This is a genomic window from Pandoraea sp. NPDC090278, from assembly GCF_044772185.1.
Taxonomy (GTDB): domain Bacteria; phylum Pseudomonadota; class Gammaproteobacteria; order Burkholderiales; family Burkholderiaceae; genus Pandoraea.
This window is the reverse complement of record NZ_JBIVYJ010000001.1, coordinates 878,918-903,601: the sequence shown is the minus strand read 5'-3', so window position 1 is coordinate 903,601 and position 24,684 is coordinate 878,918. Positions and strand designations below refer to the sequence as shown.

Below are 24,684 nucleotides of genomic sequence, written 5' to 3'. Positions count from 1 at the left end.
CAAACTTGGGTGCCGTTAAAGGTCAAAGGACCCGGTCTCGCGATCGGGAACGAGCTTCTAGTCGGGCCACGCCTTGCGCGCGGTCTGCCGCAACGCGAAGGAAAACGGCGCACCGGCCGGTGCGCACGATTCGCCCTCGCACGACGGCCGACACATTTACGCGTCTTATGCAGAACATGATTCAAGGGTTTTCTGGCGGCACGACCTGTTCGACGCGTGGGCTTTTCCTGCTGGATGGCCTCGCCAGCATTGAACGCGCCGGTGACAATCGCTCAACCGTTCAGGCGATGTTTGCCTGCCTGCAGAGATGAACGATACGAACGCGCTGCGACGGCAAGTCGTCCTCGCCGATTTGCTGCTGGATCGCCAGCGGCTTTTGCGCGCCCTCAGTCTTGAGCTGAGGACCCCGAGTCCGCCTAATAGTCACAGCGCGCTGGTCGTGCTGCATGTGGGCCGGGGCCAGCGTACGGCGTCCAGTCAACAAGCCATCTCCGACGCGGATCTGCTCGCGACGGTGGCATTTCGCATCGGCTCGCGCATTCGACGCCGCGACCTCATCGGCCGTGTTTCAGACCAGCAGGTAGCAATTCTGCTACGCGACCTGAGCAGCCGCGAGGCCGCCGTTCAGATCACACGCCGCTTCATTCGGGCTGGCGAATCGCCGGTGCCCTGCGGTAACGGGCTGCTCTATCCGATTGTCTCGGCGGGCATCACGCATCTTCCGCAGGTGCCCGTGTGGCCGGCCACCCTGCTTGAACATACGTCAGACGTCGCCGATCAGGCCATTCGCGAGAGCGCGTCGCGCTTTCTCGTCACCGAAGCTCCGGCTGCGCCGACCGAGGGTATTGCCCCGCCGGACGACGCAGGCAACGAGCATTACTGGCGCAGCGCCATCGGACGCGCGCTGTCGGACTCGGAATTCCGTCTGCACTATCAGCCGCAGATCGACATGCGCACGCATCGGCTGACGGGCCTCGAAGCCCTGATCCGCTGGCAACGGGATGACGAACTCATCATGCCGGGCGAGTTCATCCCGGCGGCCGAACGTTGCGACGTCATCGGTCCCATTGGCGACTGGACACTGCACGAAGCCTGCCGTCAGCTCGACAAGTGGCATACGGACGGCGAAGAGTACCCTCGCGTGGCCGTGAATCTCTCCGCTCAGCAAATGCGTGTGCAGACGCTGGAGACGGTTCGCTACGCCCTCAAACACCACCGCGTGCCGCCGGACAAACTGGAGATCGAAATCACCGAGTCGTCGCTGATCTCGCATCTCGACGAAGCCGCGACGCTGATGAACGAACTCGTCGCGATGGGCGTGCGTTTGTCGCTCGACGATTTCGGCACCGGCTATTCGAGCTTCGTACGGCTCAAGCGCTGGCCGTTCGGCACCGTCAAGATCGACTACCAGTTCGTGGCCGGGGTACTGCTCGGCGGCTACGACACCGAACTGATCCGCGCGATCATCGCCATCGCCCGCAAGCTCGAAATCGAAACGGTGGCCGAAGGCGTGGAGACCAGTGCGCAACGCGATGCGCTTGCATCGCTGGGCTGTCACGCGTGGCAGGGGTATCATTGCACGCGTCCCTTACCGCCCGGGCACATCGAAACGTTCATTCGAGAGTGGCACGGGCGCCTGTAAACGCGCCAGCAACCGCCTTTGCCGTTGGTCAACGCTCCTCTTTCCCGTCGACATGCCGCTACCGCCTTTCTGTGCGGCATCGTCGTCCTGCTGTGTGTCCTTATCGCCTGGGGTCTGGCGCGCTTCGCTGCCGACCAACTCGTGGCGAACCGCGCCGCGCGCCTGCTTTACGAGGAGCGCAGCATCGCCACGCGACTGGCTCACGGCACCGTTCATACGGTCAATCAGGACCTGATGCTCATTCGCGGCATCCCGCAGGTCCTCGCGCAGATCGAGCAGATTCAGTCCGCAGCCAACACGATTGCCACGCATCCTCTGACAGATGTTCCGCAGGACAAGGCACGCCAGATGCTGCTGGCAAATCCTGTCCTGAAGCCCGTCAATGAGCTGCTACGTTCCGCTCAGCTTTACTTCGGCGCGGATCTCGTCTGGTTAGGCACGCCCGACGGCATCACCATTGCGGCCAGCGATTTCAATACGACGAACCCGCTGATCGGCGACCGCTACGGCGACCGCAACTACTTCAACACAGCGGTGCTGGGCGGCGCGGGGCAGCAATACGTCACCGGCCGCAAGACCGGGATGCCCGGCATGTACTTCACCGCGCCGGTCTATCACGAGGGCATTCTGGTCGGTGTCGTTGTCGTCAAGCTCGGCATTCGCAGGTTGTCGCACTGGGTCGACAGCGGCGCGTCGTTCATCACGGACAAGAACGGCGTGATCGTGCTCGCCAACGACCCGACCTTCACCGGGCTCGCGGTGCCGGGTGCGGCGGTGTTCAATCTCACGCGCCCAGAGCGCCGCCACCTGTATTTGCAAGAAGACTTCACCGTCGTCCCCATCGAAAACTACGATCTTGCACCCGGCACCCCCAACTTCCTGCAAATGGGGCCGGACGACGAAGACACCAAACACACTGCGCGGCTGGTTCGCGTGCGCCCTGACAATCAGCCGTATTTGTTGGATGTCGAACCGTCGTCCGACGGCGACATGGTGATTTACACCATGAGCGAAGCACCAACGCTCGGCAGCCTCTCGATCGAACGACGACGCTATGCCTCGCTGGTGTTCGCGTTGCTGCTCAGCTCGGCGGGCGCGCTCTATCTGCTCGTGCGCTACCTGCGCCGCGAAAAGCTCCAGTTGACGGACACGCTGGCGAAAAATGCAGCCCTTGAACACGAGGTGAAGTACGATGCACTGACCGGTGCGCTCTCGCGCGGACACTTCCTCAAGCGCCTGCGTGCCGAAGTCGTGCAAGCGGATTCGGCGGACGTGCCGACGAGTGTCATCCTCGTCGACCTGGACCATTTCAAGCAGATCAACGACACCTGGGGACATGCGCTGGGCGACACGGTATTGGCCACCTTTGTCCGGCTTTGTCACGAATCGTTACGCGAAGATGACATCTGCGGTCGTTTGGGGGGCGAAGAATTCGCTATTATCCTGAGTGGCGCCACCGAGGCACGGGCGTTCGACGCCGCTGAACGCCTGCGTGAAGCCGTTCGCGAATCGCGCATCAACGTCGACGGACGAACGCTTCAGTTCACGATAAGTGCCGGTGTTGCCCAATGGCACACGGGTGACGACGACAACGCCTGGCTACAACGTGCCGACGCAGCGCTGTACCTTGCCAAATCTCGCGGACGCGATGGCTGCGCCCGCGAATCCGACCTCCGGGTACTCACCCGAGGCGGTTCTTAACCGGCTTCAGGCATCCCGGCCTGAAGTCGCCAACTCAGACCGGACCGATGCTCAAGACGAATCTCGCCACATTCGCCCCATCGCCGCTTCGCGCCATTCAGGTCGGCGCAGCCGCCCTCTGCCTGGCCCTGAGTAGCGCCGCACATGCGGATCTCTCGCTACTGCAACCGCCACGCGCCCTCACAGGCGGCGCGCCATTGCAGCTCATGCTGTTGGCCACACAGGATTCGCCAGGCAGCAAAACGATCCAGTTGCCGGAGGAAATCGTCGTTCGCATCTCTAACGACGACTTCAAGCCGACGCTGCTGCATCTGAAGCGGGCAGCCATCGTCCCCGCCCAGCTCACCCTGTCCAACGGACAGTTCCGTCGCGTCTCTTATTCAGCAGTCCTGCCGAAAGAGTTACGCGGCTCCGTCCGCATCGAGCCGGTCGACTGGGACGCCTCGATCACGACCGTGGTGCTGGATCGCGCCGCGCCTGCCGAACCGATGGTCGCCGCTGCGCCGATCTCGAATGAAAGTGGCGCGACCTCGGGCGCAGGGAATGGCACGGTAGCACCCGCGTCGGGCGCACTGGCGGCGGCACCCGCCGCCACATCATCCGAGGCCATTGCCCCGACGGCCGACACCGAGTTCGCCCGTATTTCGTCGAACGAGCCGATGTACATCGGGTTCGGCAAGAACGGCGACGCCAACGCGCGCTTTCAGCTCAGCTTCAAGTTCCACATCCTGAAGCCCGACAACCCCTCGTCGAAGTCCTTCCTCGACAATCTGTACTTCGGCTACACCCAGTTGTCGATTTGGGATCTGGAAGCCGAGTCCGCGCCGTTCCGTGACTCGAATTACCGTCCGAGCTTCTTCTAGTACGTTCCCGACACGGGCGTGCGTGCTGGCTGGTTCTCGTCGCTCGGTATCGCCGCCGGTATCGAACACGAGTCCAACGGCAAAGCAGGCGACGACTCGCGCAGCATTAACACTGTCTTCGTCAAACCGATCCTCACGTTCGGCAATCCGTCGGAGTATCACTGGACGATCGCGCCGAAGCTCTATGCCTATCTAGAGAAGAAGGACAACCCCGATATTCAGGACTATCGCGGCTACATGGACCTGCTCGTGTTGTGGGGCAAGCCCAATGGCTGGCAGATCGGTGCAACGCTTCGCAAGGGCATGAAGCGCAATTACGGCAGTGTGGACGTGCAGGTCACCTATCCGCTCGGCAAGCTGATTCCGGGCACCGGCGGCTACATCTGGCTCGGTTACTTCACAGGCTACGGCGAGGACATGCTCGACTACAACCGTCACTCGCCGTCGCAGGTGCGGATTGGTTACAGCGTGTTCCGCTGGTGAGGCGTCACAACACCAGCACGAGGGCACCGGCGACGATCAACGCGCCGCCGAGTGCCTCCTTAAGCGAAAACGGCTCACCGAGCACCACCCACCCGATCAGCATCGCCATCGCCACGCTGAGCTTGTCGAGCGGCGCGACACCCGACACCGGCCCCAGTTGCAACGCCCGGAAGTAACAGAGCCACGACAGCCCCGTGGCGACCCCCGAGAGGACGAGGAAGACCCACGTGTTGGCGCTCAGGCTTGTGGGCTTTTGCCACTCCCCGCGCATGCCGACGATGGCCAGCGTCACCCCGAAAATGATGACGGTACGAATCAACGTGGCCATGTTCGAGTTGACCTGCGCCACCCCGAGTTTGCCGAATATCGCCGTCAGTGCAGCGAAAAACGCTGAACCGAGCGCAAAGAGTTGCCAGCTACGCAGCATAACGATCGTCACCCATCAATGAATACCCTCGCCAACCTGAAACGGACGCAAATGTCCACCGTCCGCCCCCACCCGTAGGGGAATCAAAACCGCCCCGGCCATCGATGCGATAATGGCAACATCTTGTGTCACCCCCGCCATTCTTGGCCGAATTCTCCCTTATGTCCGAACTGCACGACCGCCCCGACAGCCCTTGCATTGGCGTTTGCTCGACACTTTTCGACGACGTCTGCAAAGGTTGCGGCCGCACCGCCTACGAAGTCTCCAACTGGGTGTTTTTCACCGAGGAGGAGAAGGCAGCGGTGTGGGAGCGCATCACCCGCGAAGGCACGGGGATGCGCTTTTGCGACAGCAGTTCTACGACTTCGCAGACTTGAACTGAAGCGACTTGTACTCCAGGAACTCCTCGAAGCCGTACACGCCGTTCTCCCGCCCGTGCCCCGATTGCTTGAATCCACCGAACGGGGCCTGCACATTGAACTCCCCGCCGTTGATGTCGACCTGTCCAGTGCGAATCTGACGCGCCACACGTACCGCACGCGCCTCGTCGCCTGACCACACGCCACCGCCCAACCCGTAGATCGAATCGTTGGCGATACGCACTGCGTCGGCTTCGTCCTGATAGGTAATGATCGACAGCACCGGGCCGAAGATCTCTTCCTGCGCCACCGTGGCGTCCGGCGTCACGCGCCCCAGCACCGTCGGTTGGACGAAGAAGCCTGCCTCGAAACCCTCGGGTACCGTGTCCCCGCCTGCGATCAACTCCGCGCCTTCCGACAAACCCTTGCGGATGTACGTCTGCACACGCTCGCGTTGCGCAGACGATGCAAGCGGCCCGAGACGCGTCGTTTCCTCACGCGGATCGCCCAGCGTAAAACGTGCCACCGCCTCTTTCGCCAGTGCCTTAACCTCGTCATAGCGCGACGCTGGCACAAGCATGCGCGTGTGCGCAGAACATGTCTGCCCTGAATTGAGGTAGCAGGCGTTGAGCGTGCCTTTAACTGCTGCGGCGAGGTCCGCATCGTCGAGCACCACCGAGGCCGACTTCCCACCCAACTCCAGCGCGACACGCTTGACGGTTTGCGACGCCACCTCCGACACGCGTTTGCCCGCGCGGGTCGATCCGGTGAACGACACCATGTCGACGTCCGCATGCCCTGCCAGCACTTCGCCAACGACCGGCCCAAGCCCCGTCACCAGATTGAACACACCCGGCGGCAGCCCGGCCTCTTCGATCACTTCGGCCAGAATGAAAGCGTTGAAGGGGGCCACTTCCGATGGTTTTAACACCACCGTGCAACCAGCTGCCAGCGCAGGCGCGACCTTGAGCGTGATCTGGTTCAGCGGGTAGTTCCACGGCGTGATCGCACCCACAACACCGACCGGTTCACGCACCACCAGTGAATTGCCGACGCGTGCCTCGAACTCGAACGATTCGGCCAGTTCGGCGTACTTATTCCAGTGATACACGGGACCGCCGACCTGAATAGCGCGCACGAGCTTGATCGGCATACCCGTCTCGCCCGTCATGACTTGCGCCAGCTCGTCGGTGCGCGCCTTCAGGCCCGCCGCAATCTTGCGCAGATAACCCGCGCGCTCGGCAGCCGGTGTGGCCGCCCATGCGTCGCGCGCCTTGCGAGCAGCGGCAATCGCAGCTTCCGTGTCGTCGGATGCCCCCTCGGGAATGCGCCCCATGAGCTTCGCGTCGGCGGAATGGAAGACGTCCAGCGTGCCACGCCCGAGCGGCGTCACCCACTGTCCGTCGATGAAAAACTTGTCGTACGTCTTCATGCATTGCCTCCTGCTGGCGTTGAGCAACGAAGGGTCATTGTAGTCCGCCCGCCGTCGTATCCTTCACCCTCACAAGGAAATCGGTCTGTTCCGATCGCTGACTTCACACATTCCGATAGCACTATCGGACGACACCGCCGATCCCGCAGCGCGCCGTAAACGCAAACAGGGCGCCTGTGATGCAAGCGCCCTGCTCCTGATACAACCGAGCGACTGAGTTGCCGAACGTCAGCGGACGTCGGCGAACGTCAGACTTCCACGCCCTGGCTGGCCAGGTACTCTTCGTAAGTGCCAGCGTAATCGACCAGCGTGCCGTCGTTCTTCACTTCGATGATGCGCGTGGCCAGACCCGACACGAACTCGCGGTCATGCGACACGAAAATCAGCGTGCCCGGATACTTGTCGAGCGCGATCTGAAGCGATTCGATCGATTCCATGTCCATGTGGTTGGTCGGCTCGTCCATCATCATGACGTTGTGGCGGCCCAGCATCAGCTTGCCCCAGATCATGCGGCCCTTTTCACCACCGGACAGCACGCGCACCGACTTGCCCACGTCGTCGCCACCGAACAGCAGACGGCCGAGCGAGCCACGGATCACCTGATCGTCGTCGCCTTCCTTGCCCCACTGCGTCATCCAGTCGGTGAGCGTCTGGTCATCCGGGAATGCTTCGGACGTATCCTGCGGGAAATAACCGATGTTCGCGTTTTCCGCCCACTTCACGTTGCCGCCGTCGACCGGCAGATCGGCCATCAGGCTACGCAGCAGCGTGGTTTTACCGGCACCGTTCTCACCGATGATCGCAACACGTTCGCCCGCGCGCACTGCGCCGGTGAAGTTCTTGAAAATCTGGCGGTCGTAGGCTTTCGAAATGCCATCGAATTCAAACGCGAGGTTGTGCAGCTTCTTCTCGAATTCGAAACGGATGAACGGGTTCTGACGCGACGACGGCTTGATGTCTTCCACCTTGATCTTGTCGATCTGCTTGAGACGGCTCGTTGCCTGACGTGCCTTCGACTTGTTCGCCGAGAAGCGGCGCACGAAGTCTTGCAGGTCGGTGATGCGTTCCTTCGCCTTGGTGTTCGCCGCCATCTGACGCTCACGGGCCTGTGCCGACGCCAGCATGTAGTCGTCGTAGTTACCCGGGTAAATCTTCAGCGTGCCGTAGTCCATGTCGGCCATGTGCGTGCACACGGCGTTCAGGAAGTGGCGATCGTGCGAAATGATGATCATGGTGGAGTTGCGCTCGTTGAGCACGTCTTCCAGCCAGCGGATCGTGTTGATGTCCAGGTTGTTGGTCGGTTCGTCGAGCAGCAGCACGTCCGGATTCGAGAACAGCGCCTGCGCCAGCAGCACACGCAGCTTCCAGCCCGGCGCGACGTTGCTCATCGGACCCTGATGCTGATCCGTCGGAATGCCCACGCCCAGCAGCAGCTCGCCCGCACGCGCTTCGGCGGTGTAGCCGTCGTACTCGGCGAACTTCGCTTCGAGTTCGGCCGCGTGCATGTAGTCGTCGTCGGTCGCTTCCGGATTCGCGTAGATCGCGTCGCGCTCGCTCATGGCGGCCCACATTTCGGTGTGGCCCATCATCACGACGTCGAGCACGCGCATGTCTTCATACGCGAACTGATCCTGCTTGAGCTTACCCAGACGCACGTTCGGTTCGAGCATGACGTTACCGGCGCTCGGCTCAAGGTCGCTGCCGAGGATCTTCATGAACGTCGATTTGCCGCAACCGTTGGCACCGATCAGGCCATAGCGGTTGCCCCCGCCAAACTTGACGGAGATGTTCTCGAAGAGCGGCTTGGCGCCGAATTGCATCGTGATATTGGCAGTAGACAGCACAGGCGGTATCCGGGGAGATAAGTTGCGGCGGCACGAAATTGCGCCACGAAACCTGACATTTTAACACCGATGCGTGTCACGCGCCCTGTGTACGGCGTCGCACCTTGTGAAGCTTCTTGAGCAGGGAGCGCCGGGCGACGGCTGGGCCGACGGATTCCCGTGACGGAAAATTGCATAAATTCCGAGTATCCATAAAAAAACCGCCAGCTTCGGCTGGCGGTTCTTTCATTGGCCTTGCCGCACGCAGCGGCGCAAACCATTACTGCTTCGGCAGCGAGCCCTCGACGCCTTCCACGAACCAGTTGATCTGGTGCTTTTCGTCGTCGTTGAGCGTCTTGCCCGCGGGCACGATTTCCTTGCCGTCCTGCCCCTTGAGCGGGCCGGTGAACGGGTCGTACTTGCCGTCGCGAATCGCGTCGTGACGCGCGGCCACCGCCTTGCGGGCAGCTTCCGACACGGCCTTGTCGTTGATGGCGACGAGGTTGATTTCGTCTTCCTTGATGCCACCCCAGACCGGCGTGTTCTTCCACGTGCCCTGCATGACTTCGTCGACCGTGCGGATGTAGTACTTGCTCCAGTCGATGGCGGCCGATGCCAGATGCGCGTTCGGGCCGAACTTGCTCATGTCCGAATCCCAGCCAAAGGCGTGGATCTTCTTCTCTTCGGCCACTTGCATGACCACGGCCGAGTCGACGTTCTGCATCAGCACGTCAGCACCCTGACCCACCAGCGATTCCGCGGCCTGACGCTCCTTGCCCGGATCGAACCAGCTATTGATCCAGACGACCTTCACCTTGACCTTCGGATTGACTTCGCGTGCGGCGATGGTGAACGCATCGATATTGCGGATCACCTCGGGAATCGGCACCGACGCCACATAACCGATCACGTTCGACTTCGTGGTGTAACCGCCGACGACACCCGCCAGATGCGCGCCTTCGTACGTGCGCACGTCGTACGTGCCCAGGTTCGGTGCCGACTTGAAGCCGGTGGCGTGCTCGAACGTCACGTCGGGGAAGTCGGCGGCCGTCTTGACCATCGAATCCATGTAACCGAACGACGTGCCGAAGATCAGCTTGTTGCCCTTGTTCGCCAGATCGCGGAACACGCGCTCCGAGTCCGCGCCTTCCGGCACGTTCTCCACGCGGGTCACGGTGACCTTGTCGCCGTACTTGGCTTCGACGGCCTTCGCGCCCTGCTCATGCGCGAAGGTCCAGCCTGCATCGCCCGGGTTGCCGATGTAGACAAACGCCACACCCATCGGGCCCTTGCCTGCCGATGCTGCGGATGCCTGCGCATCGGACGCTGCCGCCGGGGCGTTGGCGGTCGTGTTCTCCTGCTTGCCGCAGGCGGAGACCAGCATGGCGGCCGCCAGGCTTGCCATTGTGATCAGGACTTTACGTCGCATCGATTTTCTCCTCGTCATCGATTGTTTCAGTGAAATGCTTTTGTCGCTTACTGCATGCACCTTGTCGCCAACCCAGCATCAGGACCCGGCAAAGAACGGTTTACCCAGCGACGCCGGTGCGTTCAGTCGAATCGTCTGACGGTTGCGGGAAATGATCACCAGCACCACGATGGTCGCCAGATACGGCAGGCTTGCGAGCGCTTGCGACGGGATGCGAATGCCCATCGCCTGCGCCTGAAATTGCAGCGCCATGACAACGCCGAACAGTAGCGCGCCGAGCGCCGTGCGCCCGGGCCGCCATGTGGCGAAGACCACCAGTGCGAGCGCGATCCAGCCGCGTCCGGCTGTCAGGTTCTCCTGCCACAGACGCAAATAGCCGACGGAATAATAGGCACCGGCGAGTCCCGACATGGCACCACCGAACAGCGTCGCGAAGTAGCGAATCCGCACCACCGGATAGCCGATGGCATGGGCAACCGAAGGCGCTTCGCCAATCGAGCGCAGCACCAGACCGGCGCGGGTACGGTAAAGGAACCACGCAATCGCGGCGAGCAACGCGACCGAGAGATATCCCAGCGGATTGAGCGAGAAGATCGAAGCGCCCAGTACGGGAATCGACGACAACCCCGGAATCGGCATATCGCGCAGCATCGGAATCGTTGCGTCGGTGTACGGACGACCGACATACGCCGACAGGCCGATGCCGAAGATCGTCAGCGCCAGACCTGTGGCGACCTGATTGGCCATGAGCGAGAGCGTGAGCCATGCGAAAACGGCCGACATCACAACGCCCGACGCAATACCGGCGATAACACCCAGCCAGAGGCTGCCCGTCTGCACTGTGACGGCAAACGCGCCGATGGCGCCCATGAGCATCGTGCCTTCCACGCCGAGATTGAGCACGCCCGATTTCTCGGTGACCAGTTCGCCCAGCGCAGCGAGCATCAGGGGGATGGCGGCGATCACCGCACTTGCGGCCAGCGGCGTCAGCAGATTGATCCAGTCCATGCTGCGCTCCTCAGGCGTCGCGCGTCAGCGCACGAGCGCGCCGACGCAGTCGGTAGTTCACAAACACGTCGCAGCCCAGCAAGCTGAACAGCAGCAGCCCCTGGAACACGCCGCTGATGGCTTTGGGCAACTGGAGCGACGTCTGCACGGCTTCACCGCCGAGATACAGCAGCGCCATGAGCAGGCTCGCCAGCACAATACCCACCGGATGCAACCGGCCGACGAACGCGACGATGATGGCCGTGAAGCCATACCCCGGTGCCCACGTCGCCTGCAGTTGCCCCACAGGCCCGGCCACTTCGCCCGTCCCGGCAAGCCCGGCCGCCGCACCACCGATCAACAGTGCGAGCCAGACGGCGCGCGGTTCCGAATAACCGGCATAGCGTGCAGCGAGCGGTGCGAGTCCGCCGACTTCCATGCGGTATCCCGCGAAGCTCTTGCGCATGAAGAACCACGCGAGCGGCACCGCCGCCACGGCCATGAAGATCGAGGCATTCAGACGCGTGCCCCGCCACATCGCCCAATGCCAGTCGCCGAAGAAGCGCGGGAACAGCGCTTCGCGGCTGAAGTTGATGGATTGCGGGAAGTTCATCCCATGCGGGTCTTGCCACGGTCCGCTGACCAGATAGATCAGCAACTGCGTAGCGACGTAGGTGAGCATCAGGCTCACGAGAATCTCATTGGCGTTAAAGCGCACGCGCAGCAGCGCCGGAATCGCCGCCCACAGCATGCCGCCGAGTGCACCCGCCGCCATCATCAGCGGCAGTAGCCACGCACCGCCGTGACCGTCGAAATGGATCGCCACGCCAGACGCGAAGATCCCACCGAGCACCAACTGCCCTTCCGCGCCGATGTTCCAGACGTTCGCGCGATAGCCGATGGCGAGCCCCAACGCGATCAGGCACAGCGGCGACGCCTTGAGCAGCAACTCCGACCAGCCGTTCAGACTGCTGATCGGCGCGAGGAAGAACGCAGCCATCGCCTGCGCCGGATTCTTGCCGAGAAAGCTGAAGATGAGCACGCCGCCAGCCAACGTGATGAGCGTTGCCACCAGCGGCATAACGAGCCGCATGGTGCGGGAAGGACTTGGCCGTGGCTCAAGCGTGAGATCGAACATGGTGTCTGATAAATCGATGAAATCATTACGGTGTTCCGGCTGGCGAGCGGCCGCTCGTCACACACCGAAACACGTCGAAAACGGAAAATGCCGCGTTTGCCTGTCAGGCTGCCGCTGCGGTGCGTTCTCCCGGGCCACCGGGGAACATCCCCGCCATCCACAGACCGATCTCACGCGCGTCGGTCTGCTCGGGCTTACGCACGGGCGACAAACGTCCCTGTGCCAGCACGGTAATCCGGTCGCAAATCTCGAACAGCTCGTCGAGCTCCTCGGACAGCACCAGAACGGCCACGCCACGCGCCGACAGGTCCAGCAATTGCTGACGGATGAAAGCCGCAGCCCCGACATCTACGCCCCACGTCGGTTGCGCCACCACCAGCACCCGAGGCTCCTGCAAAATCTCGCGTCCGACAATGAACTTCTGCAAATTGCCGCCCGAGAGGCTTTGCGCAGCGGCGTCCGGGCCGCCCGCCTTCACGTTGAAGCGCTCGATGCACAACGTCGCGAACTTGCGCAACGTGCTACGACGAATCCATCCGCCGCGAAGCAAGCCAAGATGTGCCGTGCCCGACGCGCCCAGCAAGGCGTTGTCCGTGAGCGACATGCTCGGCACTGCGCCGCGCCCGAGACGCTCCTCCGGGACGAAGGCGAGTCCAAGCCGTCGCCGTGTGGCCGCGCCCATACGGCCGACCGCGCGGTCGTGCAGCACAATGGCGTCTGCATGCGGCGCGCGCGTCTCGCCCGAGAGCGCTGCCAACAACTCGGCCTGCCCATTACCGGACACACCCGCGATCCCCACGATTTCGCCCGCATGCACATCAAGACTGACGTCATGCAGCGAGGTCCCGAACGGATCTTCGCTCGTCATCGAGAGGTTCTTGAGAGACAGCAGCACGTCGCCCGGCTGATGCGCACGACGCTCGATCTGCGGCAATGCGCGCCCGATCATCATCTGCGCCAGCGTCTCGGCGGTTTCCTCGCGCGGCACGGCGTGACCGGAGACGCGTCCGCCACGCAGCACGGTCGCGCGGTCGCAGAGATCGCGAATTTCGTCGAGTTTGTGACTGATATAGACGATGCTGCATCCCTCGGCGGCGAGGCGGCGCAACGTTGTGAAGAGTTTCTGGACGGCCTGCGGCGTGAGCACCGAAGTCGGTTCGTCCATGATGAGCAGACGCGGATTCTGCAACAGGCAGCGCACGATCTCCACGCGCTGACGCTCGCCGACGGACAAACTGTGCACGTGGCGCACCGGATCGACCTCAAGCCCGTACTGGGTCGAGACCTCGCGGATGCGTTTGGCCAGCGCTTTGAGGTCGCGGCCTGCGTCGTCGAGCGCAAGAGAAATGTTCTCGGCGACGGTCAGCGTCTCGAACAATGAGAAATGCTGGAAGACCATGCCAATGCCGAGCTTGCGTGCCGCCGCCGGGCTATCGATGCGAACCGGCTGGCCTTCCCAGAGGATTTCCCCGGCGTCGGGACGCACGGCACCGTAGATGATCTTCATCAACGTGCTTTTACCTGCGCCGTTCTCACCCAGTACGGCGTGGATCTCGCCGGGTAATACTCTCAACGCGATGTCGTCGTTGGCCACCACGCTCGGATAGCGTTTGGTGATGCCGGTCAGCGCCAGACGTGGCGTCGATTGCATGGAAAGGGTCACTGGCGGAGTCTGACTGAGTCTGAGTTCGGGGCTTGGGCGGTCCGAAAATACCCAATTCGCGACGAAATGTCGAGTCTGTGTCATTAACAGGGACATCTAAGGCCACCTTACGAACGACGCGCGTTTGTTTTAGTGATAGGGACTTTCCGCTATAGAGGCCCCCGACCTTGTCCTTCATAATGATTTACTTATGCACTACAGGGTCCGACATATCCGGATCGTTATATTTCTCATGAGCCAAAACCGCGAACCGATTGACACCTATTTGCTGCGCGTTCTTCACACCCTGTTGATCGAGCGCAGCGTGACGCGTGCGGCCGTCAAACTGAATCAGTCGCAACCGGCGATCAGCGCTGCGCTGCGCCGTTTGCGCGACATTACCGGCGATCCGCTGCTGGTTCGCGGAAAATCGGGCATGGTACCGACCGAATACGGTCAGTCGTTGCTGGAGCCGACGCAAAACGCACTGCGCGAAATCGAGCGCATCACGGTGCAGCAATCGAATTTCGACCCGGCCACGACGGTGCGCACGTTCCGCATCGGCTCGCCCGACTATCTGAATACGCTATTCGTGCCGACGGTCGTCGAGCGTTTCCGCCAGCAAGCCCCCAACGCGCAACTGGAACTGCACTCGCTCGGCCCCGCCTTCGACTACGAACACGCGCTCGAAGACGGCAAGGTAGATATCGTCATCGGCAACTGGCCGGAACCGCCCGAGCAGCTTCACCTCTCGAATCTGTTCGTCGACCAGATCGTGTGTCTGGTCCGTAATACGCATCCGTACGCCAAGCGCGGGCTCACGCTGGAGCAATACCTCGGCAGCCCGCATCTCGCGCCGACGCCCTACTCCGTCGCCCAACGCGGCGCGATCGACATGCACCTCGCGCGCGAGCGCCTGAAGCGAAATGTGGTCGTCACGATTCCGTACTTCAATCTCGCGCCGTACGTTCTGCTGAAATCCGATCTGATCTTTACGACGACGCGTCTGTTTGCCGACCATTACGCGGAATTCTTGCCGCTCACGGTGCTGGAGACGCCCATCGATTTCCCGCCGATGCAGTACTACCAGTTGTGGCACGAGCGCACGCACTACTCGGACGAAGTGCGCTGGCTGCGCAGTGTGATTTCCGACGCAACGCGCACCCTGCTGGAATCGCGTACGCCGTCCTGATATCGAGTCAATCAAAGGGGCTGTGCCGTTTTTACCGGCGGAGCGGCCCCCACCGCCCCGCCGAACCGCACGGCAGCGTTCCCCATGCACAGGAACGCCACCCCGACTTCCCGCTTGCCCATCGCCACGCCGGAACCGGCTCACCCGAATCTGCCGATTAGGGTGAGCAGTCCCGCGGCCTCACACCATGAATGTGCGGCCGGTGTGGCAACGCCTTATCGGGAAGCCTCGGCCAGTTGCCGCGCCAACGTGTTGTGACGCGTGACGAGCGACGGCAGGTCGAGCGTCGTCAGACGCCCTTCTCGCACCACCACGCGTCCGTTCACCACGCTGTACGCAGCTTGTCCAGGATTACAGAAGACGAGCGCCGCCACGGGGTCGTGCAGACCGCCCGCCATGCCAACGCCACGCGTATCGAACGCGACGAAATCCGCCGCCATGCCTGCCGCGAGCACGCCGATGTCGTCGCGCCCCAGCACGCGTGCGCCGCCGACCGTCGCGATTTCCAGCGCTTCACGCGCCGTCATCGCGCTCGGGCCGAATCCCACCCGTTGCAGCAGCAGCGCCTGACGCGCTTCGTTGATCATGCTCGCCGCGTCGTTGGACGCCGAGCCGTCCACACCCAGTCCGACGGGCACACCGGCGTCGCGCATCCGGCGAATCGGGGCGATGCCCGACGCGAGCCGCATGTTCGAGCACGGGCAATGCGCCACGCCGGTACCGGTTTTCGCGAAGAGCGCGATACCCGCGTCGTCGAGCTGAACACAGTGGGCGTGCCAGACATCGTGACCGACCCAACCAAGATCCTGCGCGTACTCGGCCGGGGTCATGCCGAACTTCTCACGGCTGTAGGCGATGTCGTTGACGTTCTCGGCCAGATGGGTGTGCAACGACACGCCGTAGTGGCGCGCCATCGTGGCCGACTCGCGCATCAGATCGCGGCTCACCGAGAACGGCGAGCAAGGGGCGACGACCACACGCAGCATCGCGTAACGGCCTTCGTCGTGGTACGTCTCGATGAGACGCTGCGTGTCTTTGAGAATGTCGTCTTCACGCTCGACCACGCGATCGGGCGGCAGCCCGCCCTGACTCTGGCCGACGCTCATGCTGCCCCGGCTCGCGTGGAACCGCATGCCGATCTCAGCGGCGGCTTCGATGCTGTCGTCGAGCTTGCAGCCGTTCGGGTAGATATAGAGATGGTCGCTCGACGTGGTGCAGCCCGAGAGCAGCAGCTCGGCCATCGCCGTCTTCGTGGAGACGCGAATCATCTCCGGCGTGAGGTTGGCCCACACCGGATAGAGGTTCGTCAGCCAGTTGAACAGCTCACCGTCCTGCGCGGCCGGAATCGCCCGCGTGAGGCTCTGGTACATGTGGTGGTGCGTGTTGACCAGACCCGGAATGACGACGTGCCCCGTCAGATCGAGCACCTCGTCGGCGCTCGCCGGCAGCGTATCGCTGGTGCCGACGGCCACGATCCGGTTGTCTTCGATGTACAGCCCGCCGCGCGCGATTTCGCGGCGACCGGCGTCCATCGTGACCAGCACTTCGGCATTCTTGACGAGCAACGTTTTCATCAATGCGCCTCCAGGCCCATACCCGATCCGTTCTTCTCGCCGTGGCCGTTGCCATGCGTCACCGGCGCTTTGAAGCCGTTGAAGTAGGCGTTCAGGATCACGGCGGACAGCGTAGCGAGCAGAATCCCGCTATGCAGCAACGGTGCGAGCTGTTCCGGCATCTTCGCAAAGAACTTGTTCGACGCGACCGGAATCATCGCCATACCGATGCTGATGGCTACGATATACAGGTTGTAGCGGTTATGCGAGTAGTCGACCTTGGACAGGATCTTGATGCCTGTAGCGAGCACCATGCCGAACATGACGACACCCGCGCCGCCCAGCACGAACTGGGGAATGGACGCCACGATGACCGACATCTTCGGAATCAGGCCGAACACGAGCAGGATGACGCCTGCCGACGCACACACCCAGCGGCTCTTCACGCCCGTCACGCCAACGAGACCGATGTTCTGCGAGAACGAGGTATGCGGGAAGGTGTTGAACAGGCCGCCGATGACGGTAGCAACGCCGTCGACACGCAGACCAGCGACCAGTGCCTTCTCATCCACCGGTTTGCCGACGATCTCGCCCAGCGCGAGGAACATGCCCGTCGACTCGATGAACGTAATCAGAATCACGATGGTGAGCGTCACGATGGCCCACGGATCGAACACGGGCATGCCGAAGTGGAACGGCAGCACGACGTCGAACCATTTCACCTGATCGAGACCGTCGAAATTCACTTTGTGCAGCAACAGTGCAATGCCGAATCCGAAAAGGATGCCGAGCAGCACGGCGATGTTCGAGAAGAAGCCTTTCACGAAGCGCGTGATCAGCAAGATGAAAATGAGCACCGCGAACGACACACCGAGGTAGACGGGGTCACCGTAGTCGGGGTTGCCCACGCCACCGGCCGCCCAGTTGATGCCCACACCAATGATGGTCAGACCGATGGACGTAATGACAATGCCGGTCACGATCGGCGGGAAGAAGCGCAGCAGCTTGCCGACGAGCGGCGCGATCAGCGTGCCGATGATGCCGGAGGCAATGGTCGCCCCGAAGATGCCGGGCAGGCCTAGCGAGGGGTTCGTACCGATGGCGAGCATCGGTCCGACGGCGGCAAATGTGACCGCCATGATGACGGGCATACGGATACCGAAGCGGCCCACACCGACGCTTTGAATCAGCGTGGCGATGCCGCAGCACATCAGATCGGCGGAGATCAGAAACGCAATCTGATCTTTGGGCAGGCCCAGCGCGCCGCCAATGATGAGCGGCACGGCGACCGCGCCCGCGTACATCACCAGAACGTGTTGCAGGCCCAGCATGAACAATTTTCCGATCGGCAGTCGCTCATCGACCGGATCCACGGTATTGGTTGTCACACTCATTGCGTCTCCGTCCCTCGGGGGGCTGTTTAATGTCTATTTTTAGGGTGACTCAATGGTGCAGGTCGACGCACTTTGCGGCAAGACCACCGGAGGCTATAGTGTTTTTTTCATGGAACGTATGCATGAATGCTTATCTTGCGTCTCGGGTTTTCCCCAAGCATGCACGTAACCATTGGGCTTCCCGGGCGATCCGTCTCCTGTCGCGATAACAGCTCATACGTCATGCGTTATACGCTGGATAACAGAATCCAATAGTCCTCCAAAAAATCCCAATTCCGGTGCACGCGGCGTACGCTTCAGACGTCGGGAAGCCATATTGAAGCGCGTCATCTTTTTGTCCTGCATAACGGGGTATGTGCGCGTTTTTATCTTTGGTATTGCGCGCGTTACCGGGCCGCCATCTCCCTACAATGCACCCATCCATCACAGGAGACATCATGGGACGACTGACTACCCACGTACTAGATACATCGCACGGCAAGCCAGGCGCGGGCATCCGTGTCGAGCTGTGGCGCGTAGACGGCGAGCGCCGTTCGCTGCGCGACGTGCAGACGAATGCCGACGGCCGCTGCGACAAGCCGCTGCTCGAAGGTGAAGAGTTCGCCGCTGGCGAATACGAGCTGGTGTTCCACGCGGGCGACTATTTCGCCGCACAGGGCGTGGAAGTACCGTCGCCGCGCTTCGTGGATCGTGTGGTGCTGCGTTTTGGCATCGCGGAGCCTTCCCAGCATTACCACGTGCCCCTTCTGGTGTCGCCGTGGAGCTTTTCAACGTATCGCGGTAGCTAAATCGCGAACGTGAACGTCAGGCAGTTGAGGAGAACATAAGATGGAAGCGTTTATTACCGACTGGGTCAATCTGTTGCTGCGCTGGCTGCATGTGGTGGCGGCCATTGCCTGGATTGGCGAGTCGTTCTATTTCGTGATGCTGGACAATGGTCTGAAGCCGCCCAAAGCTGCCGAGGACAAGCAGAAAGGCGTGTTCGGCGAAATGTGGTCGGTGCACGGTGGCGGTTTTTACCACGCCCAGAAGTACCTGAATTCGCCGCCGCAGATGCCGGAAGATCTGCACTGGTCGAAGTGGAAGTCGTACACGACGTGGCTCTCGGGCTTCGCGCTGTTCTGCGTGCTGTACCTGCTGCAACCGCAGACGTATCTGATCGACAAGAACGTGATGGATCTGCAACCGGGTCAGGCCGTGGGCCTTGCAGTCGCGTTCCTGATCGGCGGCTGGTTCGTCTATGACTTCCTGTGCCGCATTCTGGGCAAGAGCGATCGTCTGCTGGGCATCGGTGTAGCGCTGTTCGTGGTGGCCGCAACGTATGCAACGACGCACATCTTCGCCGGTCGCGCTGCCTTCCTGATCGTTGGCGCAATGATGGCGACGTCGATGTCGGCGAACGTGTTCTTCTGGATCATTCCGGGCCAGCGCAAGAGCGTGGATGCGCTCTCGAAGGGCGAAGTCCCGAACCCGATCTGGGGCAAGCTCGGCAAGCAACGTTCGGTGCACAACACGTACTTCACGCTGCCGGTCGTGTTCATCATGATCAGCAACCACTACGCGTTCACGTACAGCAACCCGTACAACTGGGTGATCCTCACGATCATCATGGCCGCAGGCGCAATGATTCGTCAGTTCTTCGTGCTGCGTCACTCGGGCAAGAATCTGTACGCGCTGCCGGTTGCCGGTGCTGCACTGCTCGCCGGTGTTGCCGTGTTTGCCGCCCCGCGCCCCGCCCCGGCACCTGCCGCCGGTGCGCACGGTGAGGCTGCTGCCCCGGCCGTGAAGCTCTCGGAGATTCAGCCGATCCTGACGCAGCGCTGCGCCACCTGCCACTCGGCCAAGCCGACGATGATGGGTAGCGCACCGGCCGGTGTGATGCTCGATACGCCCGCCGAGATCTCGCAAAACGCACAACGCATTTATCAACAATCGGTCGCGCTCAAGTCGATGCCCCTGGGCAACGTGACGCAAATGACCGATGAAGAGCGCCAGAAGATTGCCGCGTGGTTTAACGGCGGCGCACAACAATAACGGCAATACCGTCTTTCTTGCTGGACCCATGTTGGGGCGCTTCGGCGCCCCTTTTTTCATGGTGACATTCCCATGATGTCAGCCATCGCTTGATCTCACTTGACCTCAAGCGAGGGAACTTCGGTGTGACACCGCCTGTCTGTCATACGCGCCCGGATTTCCGGGCCGAACGACAAACATCATGAATTTCCTCCTCTTCTGCTCCTCCCGGCAAGGCGTTGTCTGGGTGCATCTGCACCAGGCAATGTTCCCTCCGTCCGTCTGACTGCCTCGCTGACGTCCACCCGCCCGGGTGTCACGCAGCGGGGCGGAGCGCTTACGCCATCGCTTGCGCGTGAGCGACAACCCTCCCCATCCCGAAGTCTCTGAAGTTCTGAAGCCTTTGATGTGCAAGCCACGGTGAGCCGCGTCCCGACACGACGCGGTGCGAAGTCATCGGGGGGACCATGTCTCTTTCCACTTCTACCAATCATTGCAATCATTCGCAGGGCGCCCGGACGTCTCTGCTCAAGGAATTTACGTCTCTCGCGATTCCGACGATCCTCTCCGGCTGGGTCTACACGATCTACACGCTGATCGACGGGATCTTTATCGGCCGCTATGTCGGCCAACAAGCGCTGGCCGCGCTGAACCTAGTGGTGCCGTTGCTCTATGTGCCGTACGCAGTCAGCGTGATGGTCGGCGTCGGGGGCGCAACGCTCATCGCCCGTCTGCTGGGTGAGCAGCGTCATGCCGAGGCGCGGCGCGCGTTCTCACAGGTGCTGTGGGTGATGCTCGTCTCGGGCGTCGTGATGAGTGCTGCCGTGCTCATCTTCAAGCATGAGATCGCGGCCGCGCTGGGTGCGCAAGGCGCAATCACGGCGGATGTCGTCGCCTATCTGTCCGGCTGGGGCTGGTTCGTGCTGTTTGCCAACGGTCTCTACGCCATGGAGTTGTTCCTACGCGTGGAAGGCGCGCCCGCCGCCCGTTTCGGTCTGTATGCGATGTTCATGGGCGCACTCGCGAACGTGGCGCTCGACTATTGGTTCATCGTCGTTCGTGAGATGGGGATGCATGGTGCTGCGCTGGCCACCGGGTTGTCGATGATGGTGTCGAGCAGCGTGATGTTCGCGTATCACCTCTTCCTGGCGAAGCAAGTGGTGCCTGCCCGTCGCGCCTTCGGTGGTGGCGAAACACATGTGTGGCGCGCGATGTACAACGGCGCGTCGGAGTTCCTCGGCGCAATCGCACCGGCGGTGACGGTGTTCGTCTTCAACCGCGTGATTCTGGTGAGCTTCGGTGAGCCGGGGCTGGCCGCTTACGCCATCCTCGAATACATGACGCTCGGGGCCACGGTGACGATGGTCGCACTCGTGCAGAGCATGCAGCCGATGATCAGCTTTTATCGCGGCGCACAGAATGCGAAGGCGCTTCGGGGGTCGTTCCGTCTGGGTGTCATCGCGGTGATGGGATTCTCGCTGCTGGTCGCGCTGGCCATGGCGACGCTGGCGCGTCCGCTGACGTTCCTCTTCCTGCCCGCCGGTGGCGACGCGTGGTCGATTCTGGAACACGCCGTCATCTGGTACGCACTGGCGTTTCTGCCAGCGGCAGGCAATCTGATCGTTGCGGGCTATCTGACGGCGGTCGAAGCGCCGGGTCCGTCGGCGGCCATCGCGATGCTGCGCAGCTGGATTTTGCTGCTGGGCATTCTCTGGCTGCTCGACGCGCTCTTCGGCGGCGGCGCGATCTGGTACACGCTACTCGCCACGGAAGCGGCGACGCTCGCCGTCAGCGCATGGCTGTATCGGAAGCAACACCGCAATCTCGGGATGGCGTGATGGCTGCGCAGATGCGCGTCGTGCAAACGCCGACGCGCATCTGCATGCCGACGCTCAGGACGGCATCTTGAGCGATACGGTTTGCGCGAGCGACTGAACGCTTCCCGGCTCATCCGCACCGGGCATGCCTTCGGGCGGCTCGGCCCGCGGCGGCAACGACGCGGGCACGTTGGCCACGCTGGACGTCGCCCACTGCGGCTCGGGCAGTTCGTCGAACACCTGGCGCAGACGCGAGCCCCACGTGTCGTGGATCATCTTGTAGTAGACGTTCTCGTCGTCGAGCGACGCGAAGCGCGTCACGCGCAAACTATCTTCTTCGTAGACGAGCAGATCCAGCGGCAACCCGACGGAGACGTTCGAGCGCAGCGTGGAGTCCATTGAGATGAGGGCACATTTCGCGCCGTCGTCGAGCGACGTCGCGGGCGTGACCAGTCGGTCGATGATGGGCTTGCCATATTTCGACTCGCCGATCTGGAAGTACGGATTGACGGACGACGCCTCGATGAAATTACCTGCCGAGTACAACTGGAACAGACGGCTGCGCGCACCGGCGATTTGCCCGCCCAGCAGGAAGCTGCAATTGAAGTCGACGCCGAACGCTTCGAGCGACTTAGCGTCGCGCGTGTAGACGTCGCGAATGGCCTGCCCGACGACGCGCGCTACGTCGCTCATGGTCTTGGCGGTCCACAGCGTTTCGGTGTCGCGCGCCTCGACCAGTTGCTGGCGCACTGCCTGCGTCAACGCGAGATTCCCCGCCGAGAGCAGCACGATGACGCGTTCGCCCGGACGCTCGAAGACGAGCATCTTGCGGAATGTGCTCACATGGTCGACGCCCGCGTTGGTACGGGTGTCGGAAAGAAAGACCAGCCCGGCATCGAGCTTCATGGCCACGCAATACGTCATGTCGTTCCTGTCTTGCCGTGCAAGGCGCACTGCCTCGCTACGTTGAAAACTATTGTTGTTGATCGAGCGGTGTCGTATCGACACTGACCGATACGTGCAACTTCTCGGTCGCACCGCCGCTGCGCATCCCTCTGACGGGCGCTGCAGATTCGTAATCGCGTCCCACCGCCAGACGGCAGTAGTTGCCGCTGGCGAAGCAGGCATGCGTGACGTCGATACTGACCCACCCTGCCCCCTCCACCCACACGTCGACCCAGGCATGGCTGGCCGCGTGTGGCACGTCGCCCGGATCGATGTACCCGCTGACGTAGCGCGCTGGCACGCCACGCGCGCGGCAGACGGCCAGCATGAGGTGTGCGTGGTCCTGACAGACGCCGCGTCCCAGCGCGAGTGCCTGTGCGGCGGTGCTGGTCACGGCGGTGATCCCCGACTCGTAATCGACCTGCTCGCAAATGGCCGCCGCCAGCGCCAGCAACTCTCCCGGCGTGGCAACCCCGGCGTCGCCCGCCAGCGCGTCGATGCCGTCGCTGCGTCCCGTCAGGGGCGTAGGGCTGGCGAAGCATAACACTGGTACGGCATGGCTCGTTTCGCCCAGCCTGCCGTCGATGAGCGGTGTCGTTTCGACCTCGCCTTCGGCCAGCAGATGGATCTCATCGTGCGGTTGATGCAGCACGAGCGTATGCATGTCGTTGCCAAAGGCGTCACGCGCGGGCGTGAGCTTGCCCGGGGCGCTCAGTCGCCATTGCACGATGCGCTGCACTTCCGACGCACTCGGCGTGAGCCGAAGCTGCTGGATGGTGTAACGCACCGGCGTGTCGTAGCGGTAGGTCGTTTCGTGGCGGATGGTCAGGCGCATGGCATCAGGCGGCGAGCGGGATCAGGAAGGTCTGACTGATCTTGTTGCCGAGCACGGAAACTCGCTCGAGGAATTCGGTCAGCACGGGGTGCAAGCCTTGCTGTCGAATTTGCTGGATGTCGGTGTATTTGAGTTCGGACTGAAGTTTGCCCGCATAGCGTTCGACGTCGCCGGACTGGGCGTTGGAGAGCGTGGCGAGGTTCTCACACACGCCCGTGAGCGACGCGAGCAACGAGCGCGGCATGTGTGCGTTGAGCATCAGCAACTCGACCACACGCTCGGGTGTGATGACGTCGCGGTAGACCTTCCGGTAGATCTCGAAGCCGGAGACACTGCGCAGCACAGCGGACCAGTAGTAAAAGTCGGTCGGATGCGACGCATCGGGGCCCGCCTTGTCGGCACGCACGGCTTCGTGGAAACGGACGTCGAGAATGCGGGCGGTGTTGTCGGCGCGCTCAAGGAACAGGCCGAGCCGGGTGAAGTAGAACGCGTCGTCCTGAAACAAGGTGCCGAAGCTCACGCCTCGTGAGAGGTGCGAGCGCACTTTGACCCATTCGAAGAGGTGCGCGGGGTCGCGCTCCAGCAGATCGAGGATGCGCGGGAAATCCAGCCACGTGCTGTTGACGGTCTCCCATAGCTCGGTGGTCAATGTGCCGCGCACGGCGCGGGCGTTCTCCCGCGCGGCAGCTAGACAGCACGCGATGCTCGACGGATTCTCTGGGTCGCGCACGACGAAGTCGAGCACGTTGGCGCGCGTCGCGCGCCCATGTTTGCGATTGAACGCTGGCTCCAGCTCGGAGATGCGTAAGGTAGCGCGCCAGCCCGCTTCGTTGTCGATGCCGCCAGCGAGGACCTGCGTCATATCGGTGTCGTCTTCGTCGTCGATAGCATCCTGCGGGAGCAGGAGGTTTTGCAAATTGACGTCGAGCAGGCGAGCAGTGTTTTCGGCCCGCTCCATATAGCGGGCCATCCAGAACAAGTGGTCGGCGGTACGGCTGAGCATGATCTC

The 24,684-nt window shown here is 62.3% G+C and carries 20 protein-coding genes and 1 pseudogene; 9 read left to right on the top strand and 12 right to left on the bottom strand.

The window, feature by feature from the left end:
- The first annotated feature begins 167 nt into the window (after positions 1-167).
- The 4 genes and pseudogenes from ACIQWO_RS03965 (at position 168) to ACIQWO_RS03950 (ending at position 4,689) form a co-directional block, all read left to right on the top strand.
- Positions 168-311: a hypothetical protein gene (locus ACIQWO_RS03965; protein ID WP_402819430.1), complete on the top strand. Its 144-nt coding sequence runs from the start codon at positions 168-170 to the stop codon at positions 309-311.
- Positions 308-1,642, top strand: a complete 1,335-nt coding sequence (locus tag ACIQWO_RS03960; protein ID WP_402819427.1) for a putative bifunctional diguanylate cyclase/phosphodiesterase — start codon at positions 308-310, stop codon at positions 1,640-1,642. The genes ACIQWO_RS03965 and ACIQWO_RS03960 overlap by 4 nt, the downstream gene beginning before the upstream one ends.
- Positions 1,643-1,666: 24 nt before the next feature.
- Positions 1,667-3,343 carry a GGDEF domain-containing protein gene (locus tag ACIQWO_RS03955; RefSeq protein ID WP_402819424.1) on the top strand — a complete coding sequence of 559 codons (1,677 nt, stop codon included), beginning with the start codon at positions 1,667-1,669 and terminating at the stop codon, positions 3,341-3,343.
- A 47-nt stretch (positions 3,344-3,390) separates the two neighbouring features.
- Positions 3,391-4,689, top strand: a pseudogene (locus tag ACIQWO_RS03950) (phospholipase A).
- A 4-nt stretch (positions 4,690-4,693) separates the two neighbouring features.
- Here the strand turns inward: ACIQWO_RS03950 and ACIQWO_RS03945 are convergent.
- Complete coding sequence (locus ACIQWO_RS03945; protein WP_174989817.1) at positions 4,694-5,116, bottom strand: EamA family transporter; 423 nt, start codon at positions 5,114-5,116, stop codon at positions 4,694-4,696.
- Between the two features lie 161 nt (positions 5,117-5,277).
- On the opposite strand from ACIQWO_RS03945, the gene ACIQWO_RS03940 reads away from it, so the two are divergent.
- Positions 5,278-5,493, top strand: coding sequence for a DUF1289 domain-containing protein (locus ACIQWO_RS03940; RefSeq protein ID WP_150662452.1), 216 nt, complete (start codon positions 5,278-5,280; stop codon positions 5,491-5,493).
- On the opposite strand, the gene ACIQWO_RS03935 is transcribed toward ACIQWO_RS03940, so the two are convergent.
- The 6 genes from ACIQWO_RS03935 to ACIQWO_RS03910 form a co-directional block, all read right to left on the bottom strand.
- Positions 5,474-6,907 (bottom strand): aldehyde dehydrogenase family protein, encoded by a 1,434-nt coding sequence (locus tag ACIQWO_RS03935; protein WP_402819419.1) that lies wholly within the window; start codon positions 6,905-6,907, stop codon positions 5,474-5,476. The two genes, ACIQWO_RS03940 and ACIQWO_RS03935, sit on opposite strands and share 20 nt — an antisense overlap.
- Positions 6,908-7,155: 248 nt before the next feature.
- The gene (locus ACIQWO_RS03930) at positions 7,156-8,751 is read right to left on the bottom strand and encodes an ABC-F family ATPase (RefSeq protein WP_402819416.1); all 1,596 of its coding nucleotides are present in this window, start codon (positions 8,749-8,751) and stop codon (positions 7,156-7,158) included.
- Positions 8,752-9,010: 259 nt separating this feature from the next.
- Positions 9,011-10,159 (bottom strand): BMP family ABC transporter substrate-binding protein, encoded by a 1,149-nt coding sequence (locus ACIQWO_RS03925; RefSeq protein ID WP_402819413.1) that lies wholly within the window; start codon positions 10,157-10,159, stop codon positions 9,011-9,013.
- Between the two features lie 78 nt (positions 10,160-10,237).
- Positions 10,238-11,167: an ABC transporter permease gene (locus ACIQWO_RS03920; protein ID WP_150573919.1), complete on the bottom strand. Its 930-nt coding sequence runs from the start codon at positions 11,165-11,167 to the stop codon at positions 10,238-10,240.
- A gap of 10 nt (positions 11,168-11,177) precedes the next feature.
- Entirely contained in the window at positions 11,178-12,284 is a 1,107-nt protein-coding gene (locus ACIQWO_RS03915) for an ABC transporter permease (RefSeq protein ID WP_402819408.1), read from the bottom strand.
- Between the two features lie 103 nt (positions 12,285-12,387).
- Positions 12,388-13,935, bottom strand: coding sequence for an ABC transporter ATP-binding protein (locus tag ACIQWO_RS03910; RefSeq protein ID WP_402819405.1), 1,548 nt, complete (start codon positions 13,933-13,935; stop codon positions 12,388-12,390).
- A 244-nt stretch (positions 13,936-14,179) separates the two neighbouring features.
- Here ACIQWO_RS03910 and ACIQWO_RS03905 point away from each other — a divergent pair, with 244 nt between their 5' ends.
- Entirely contained in the window at positions 14,180-15,118 is a 939-nt protein-coding gene (locus tag ACIQWO_RS03905; RefSeq protein WP_039398644.1) for a LysR substrate-binding domain-containing protein, read from the top strand.
- A gap of 215 nt (positions 15,119-15,333) precedes the next feature.
- On the opposite strand, the gene ACIQWO_RS03900 is transcribed toward ACIQWO_RS03905, so the two are convergent.
- Positions 15,334-16,692, bottom strand: coding sequence for an 8-oxoguanine deaminase (locus ACIQWO_RS03900; RefSeq protein WP_402819401.1), 1,359 nt, complete (start codon positions 16,690-16,692; stop codon positions 15,334-15,336).
- On the bottom strand, positions 16,692-18,065 hold the full coding sequence (locus ACIQWO_RS03895) for a nucleobase:cation symporter-2 family protein (protein ID WP_402819398.1): 1,374 nt from the start codon (positions 18,063-18,065) through the stop codon (positions 16,692-16,694). The genes ACIQWO_RS03900 and ACIQWO_RS03895 overlap by 1 nt, the downstream gene beginning before the upstream one ends.
- 437 nt (positions 18,066-18,502) lie before the next feature.
- Between ACIQWO_RS03895 and uraH the strand changes: the two genes are divergently transcribed.
- The 3 genes from uraH (at position 18,503) to ACIQWO_RS03880 (ending at position 21,916) form a co-directional block, all read left to right on the top strand.
- Positions 18,503-18,853 (top strand): hydroxyisourate hydrolase, encoded by a 351-nt coding sequence (gene uraH, locus ACIQWO_RS03890; RefSeq protein WP_039398651.1) that lies wholly within the window; start codon positions 18,503-18,505, stop codon positions 18,851-18,853.
- 40 nt (positions 18,854-18,893) lie between these two features.
- Positions 18,894-20,099: a urate hydroxylase PuuD gene (locus ACIQWO_RS03885; protein WP_402819393.1), complete on the top strand. Its 1,206-nt coding sequence runs from the start codon at positions 18,894-18,896 to the stop codon at positions 20,097-20,099.
- A 446-nt stretch (positions 20,100-20,545) separates the two neighbouring features.
- A complete protein-coding gene (locus ACIQWO_RS03880; protein WP_402819390.1) occupies positions 20,546-21,916 on the top strand; it encodes an MATE family efflux transporter in 1,371 nt (456 codons plus the stop codon).
- A gap of 54 nt (positions 21,917-21,970) precedes the next feature.
- On the opposite strand, the gene ACIQWO_RS03875 is transcribed toward ACIQWO_RS03880, so the two are convergent.
- The 3 genes from ACIQWO_RS03875 to ACIQWO_RS03865 are packed head-to-tail and all read right to left on the bottom strand — an operon-like array spanning position 21,971 to position 24,678.
- Entirely contained in the window at positions 21,971-22,819 is an 849-nt protein-coding gene (locus ACIQWO_RS03875; protein ID WP_402819387.1) for a peptidase, read from the bottom strand.
- Between the two features lie 49 nt (positions 22,820-22,868).
- A complete protein-coding gene (locus tag ACIQWO_RS03870) occupies positions 22,869-23,675 on the bottom strand; it encodes a transglutaminase domain-containing protein (RefSeq protein WP_402819384.1) in 807 nt (268 codons plus the stop codon).
- A 4-nt stretch (positions 23,676-23,679) separates the two neighbouring features.
- Entirely contained in the window at positions 23,680-24,678 is a 999-nt protein-coding gene (locus ACIQWO_RS03865) for an alpha-E domain-containing protein (protein ID WP_233325583.1), read from the bottom strand.
- Positions 24,679-24,684 lie beyond the last annotated feature (6 nt).

Bases quoted from the DNA above. Each gene is read 5' to 3' on its own strand.
- ACIQWO_RS03910 (WP_402819405.1), bottom strand. From the start codon at position 13,935: ATGCAATCGACGCCACGTCTGGCGCTGACCGGCATCACCAAACGCTAT.
- ACIQWO_RS03885 (WP_402819393.1), top strand. From the start codon at position 18,894: ATGGAAGCGTTTATTACCGACTGGGTCAATCTGTTGCTGCGCTGGCTG.
- uraH (WP_039398651.1), top strand. From the start codon at position 18,503: ATGGGACGACTGACTACCCACGTACTAGATACATCGCACGGCAAGCCA.
- ACIQWO_RS03900 (WP_402819401.1), bottom strand. From the start codon at position 16,692: ATGAAAACGTTGCTCGTCAAGAATGCCGAAGTGCTGGTCACGATGGAC.
- ACIQWO_RS03895 (WP_402819398.1), bottom strand. From the start codon at position 18,065: ATGAGTGTGACAACCAATACCGTGGATCCGGTCGATGAGCGACTGCCG.
- ACIQWO_RS03870 (WP_402819384.1), bottom strand. From the start codon at position 23,675: ATGCGCCTGACCATCCGCCACGAAACGACCTACCGCTACGACACGCCG.
- ACIQWO_RS03865 (WP_233325583.1), bottom strand. From the start codon at position 24,678: ATGCTCAGCCGTACCGCCGACCACTTGTTCTGGATGGCCCGCTATATG.
- ACIQWO_RS03925 (WP_402819413.1), bottom strand. From the start codon at position 10,159: ATGCGACGTAAAGTCCTGATCACAATGGCAAGCCTGGCGGCCGCCATG.
- ACIQWO_RS03935 (WP_402819419.1), bottom strand. From the start codon at position 6,907: ATGAAGACGTACGACAAGTTTTTCATCGACGGACAGTGGGTGACGCCG.
- ACIQWO_RS03880 (WP_402819390.1), top strand. From the start codon at position 20,546: ATGTCTCTTTCCACTTCTACCAATCATTGCAATCATTCGCAGGGCGCC.
- ACIQWO_RS03960 (WP_402819427.1), top strand. From the start codon at position 308: ATGAACGATACGAACGCGCTGCGACGGCAAGTCGTCCTCGCCGATTTG.
- ACIQWO_RS03965 (WP_402819430.1), top strand. From the start codon at position 168: ATGCAGAACATGATTCAAGGGTTTTCTGGCGGCACGACCTGTTCGACG.
- ACIQWO_RS03905 (WP_039398644.1), top strand. From the start codon at position 14,180: ATGAGCCAAAACCGCGAACCGATTGACACCTATTTGCTGCGCGTTCTT.
- ACIQWO_RS03945 (WP_174989817.1), bottom strand. From the start codon at position 5,116: ATGCTGCGTAGCTGGCAACTCTTTGCGCTCGGTTCAGCGTTTTTCGCT.
- ACIQWO_RS03940 (WP_150662452.1), top strand. From the start codon at position 5,278: ATGTCCGAACTGCACGACCGCCCCGACAGCCCTTGCATTGGCGTTTGC.
- ACIQWO_RS03920 (WP_150573919.1), bottom strand. From the start codon at position 11,167: ATGGACTGGATCAATCTGCTGACGCCGCTGGCCGCAAGTGCGGTGATC.
- ACIQWO_RS03875 (WP_402819387.1), bottom strand. From the start codon at position 22,819: ATGACGTATTGCGTGGCCATGAAGCTCGATGCCGGGCTGGTCTTTCTT.
- ACIQWO_RS03915 (WP_402819408.1), bottom strand. From the start codon at position 12,284: ATGTTCGATCTCACGCTTGAGCCACGGCCAAGTCCTTCCCGCACCATG.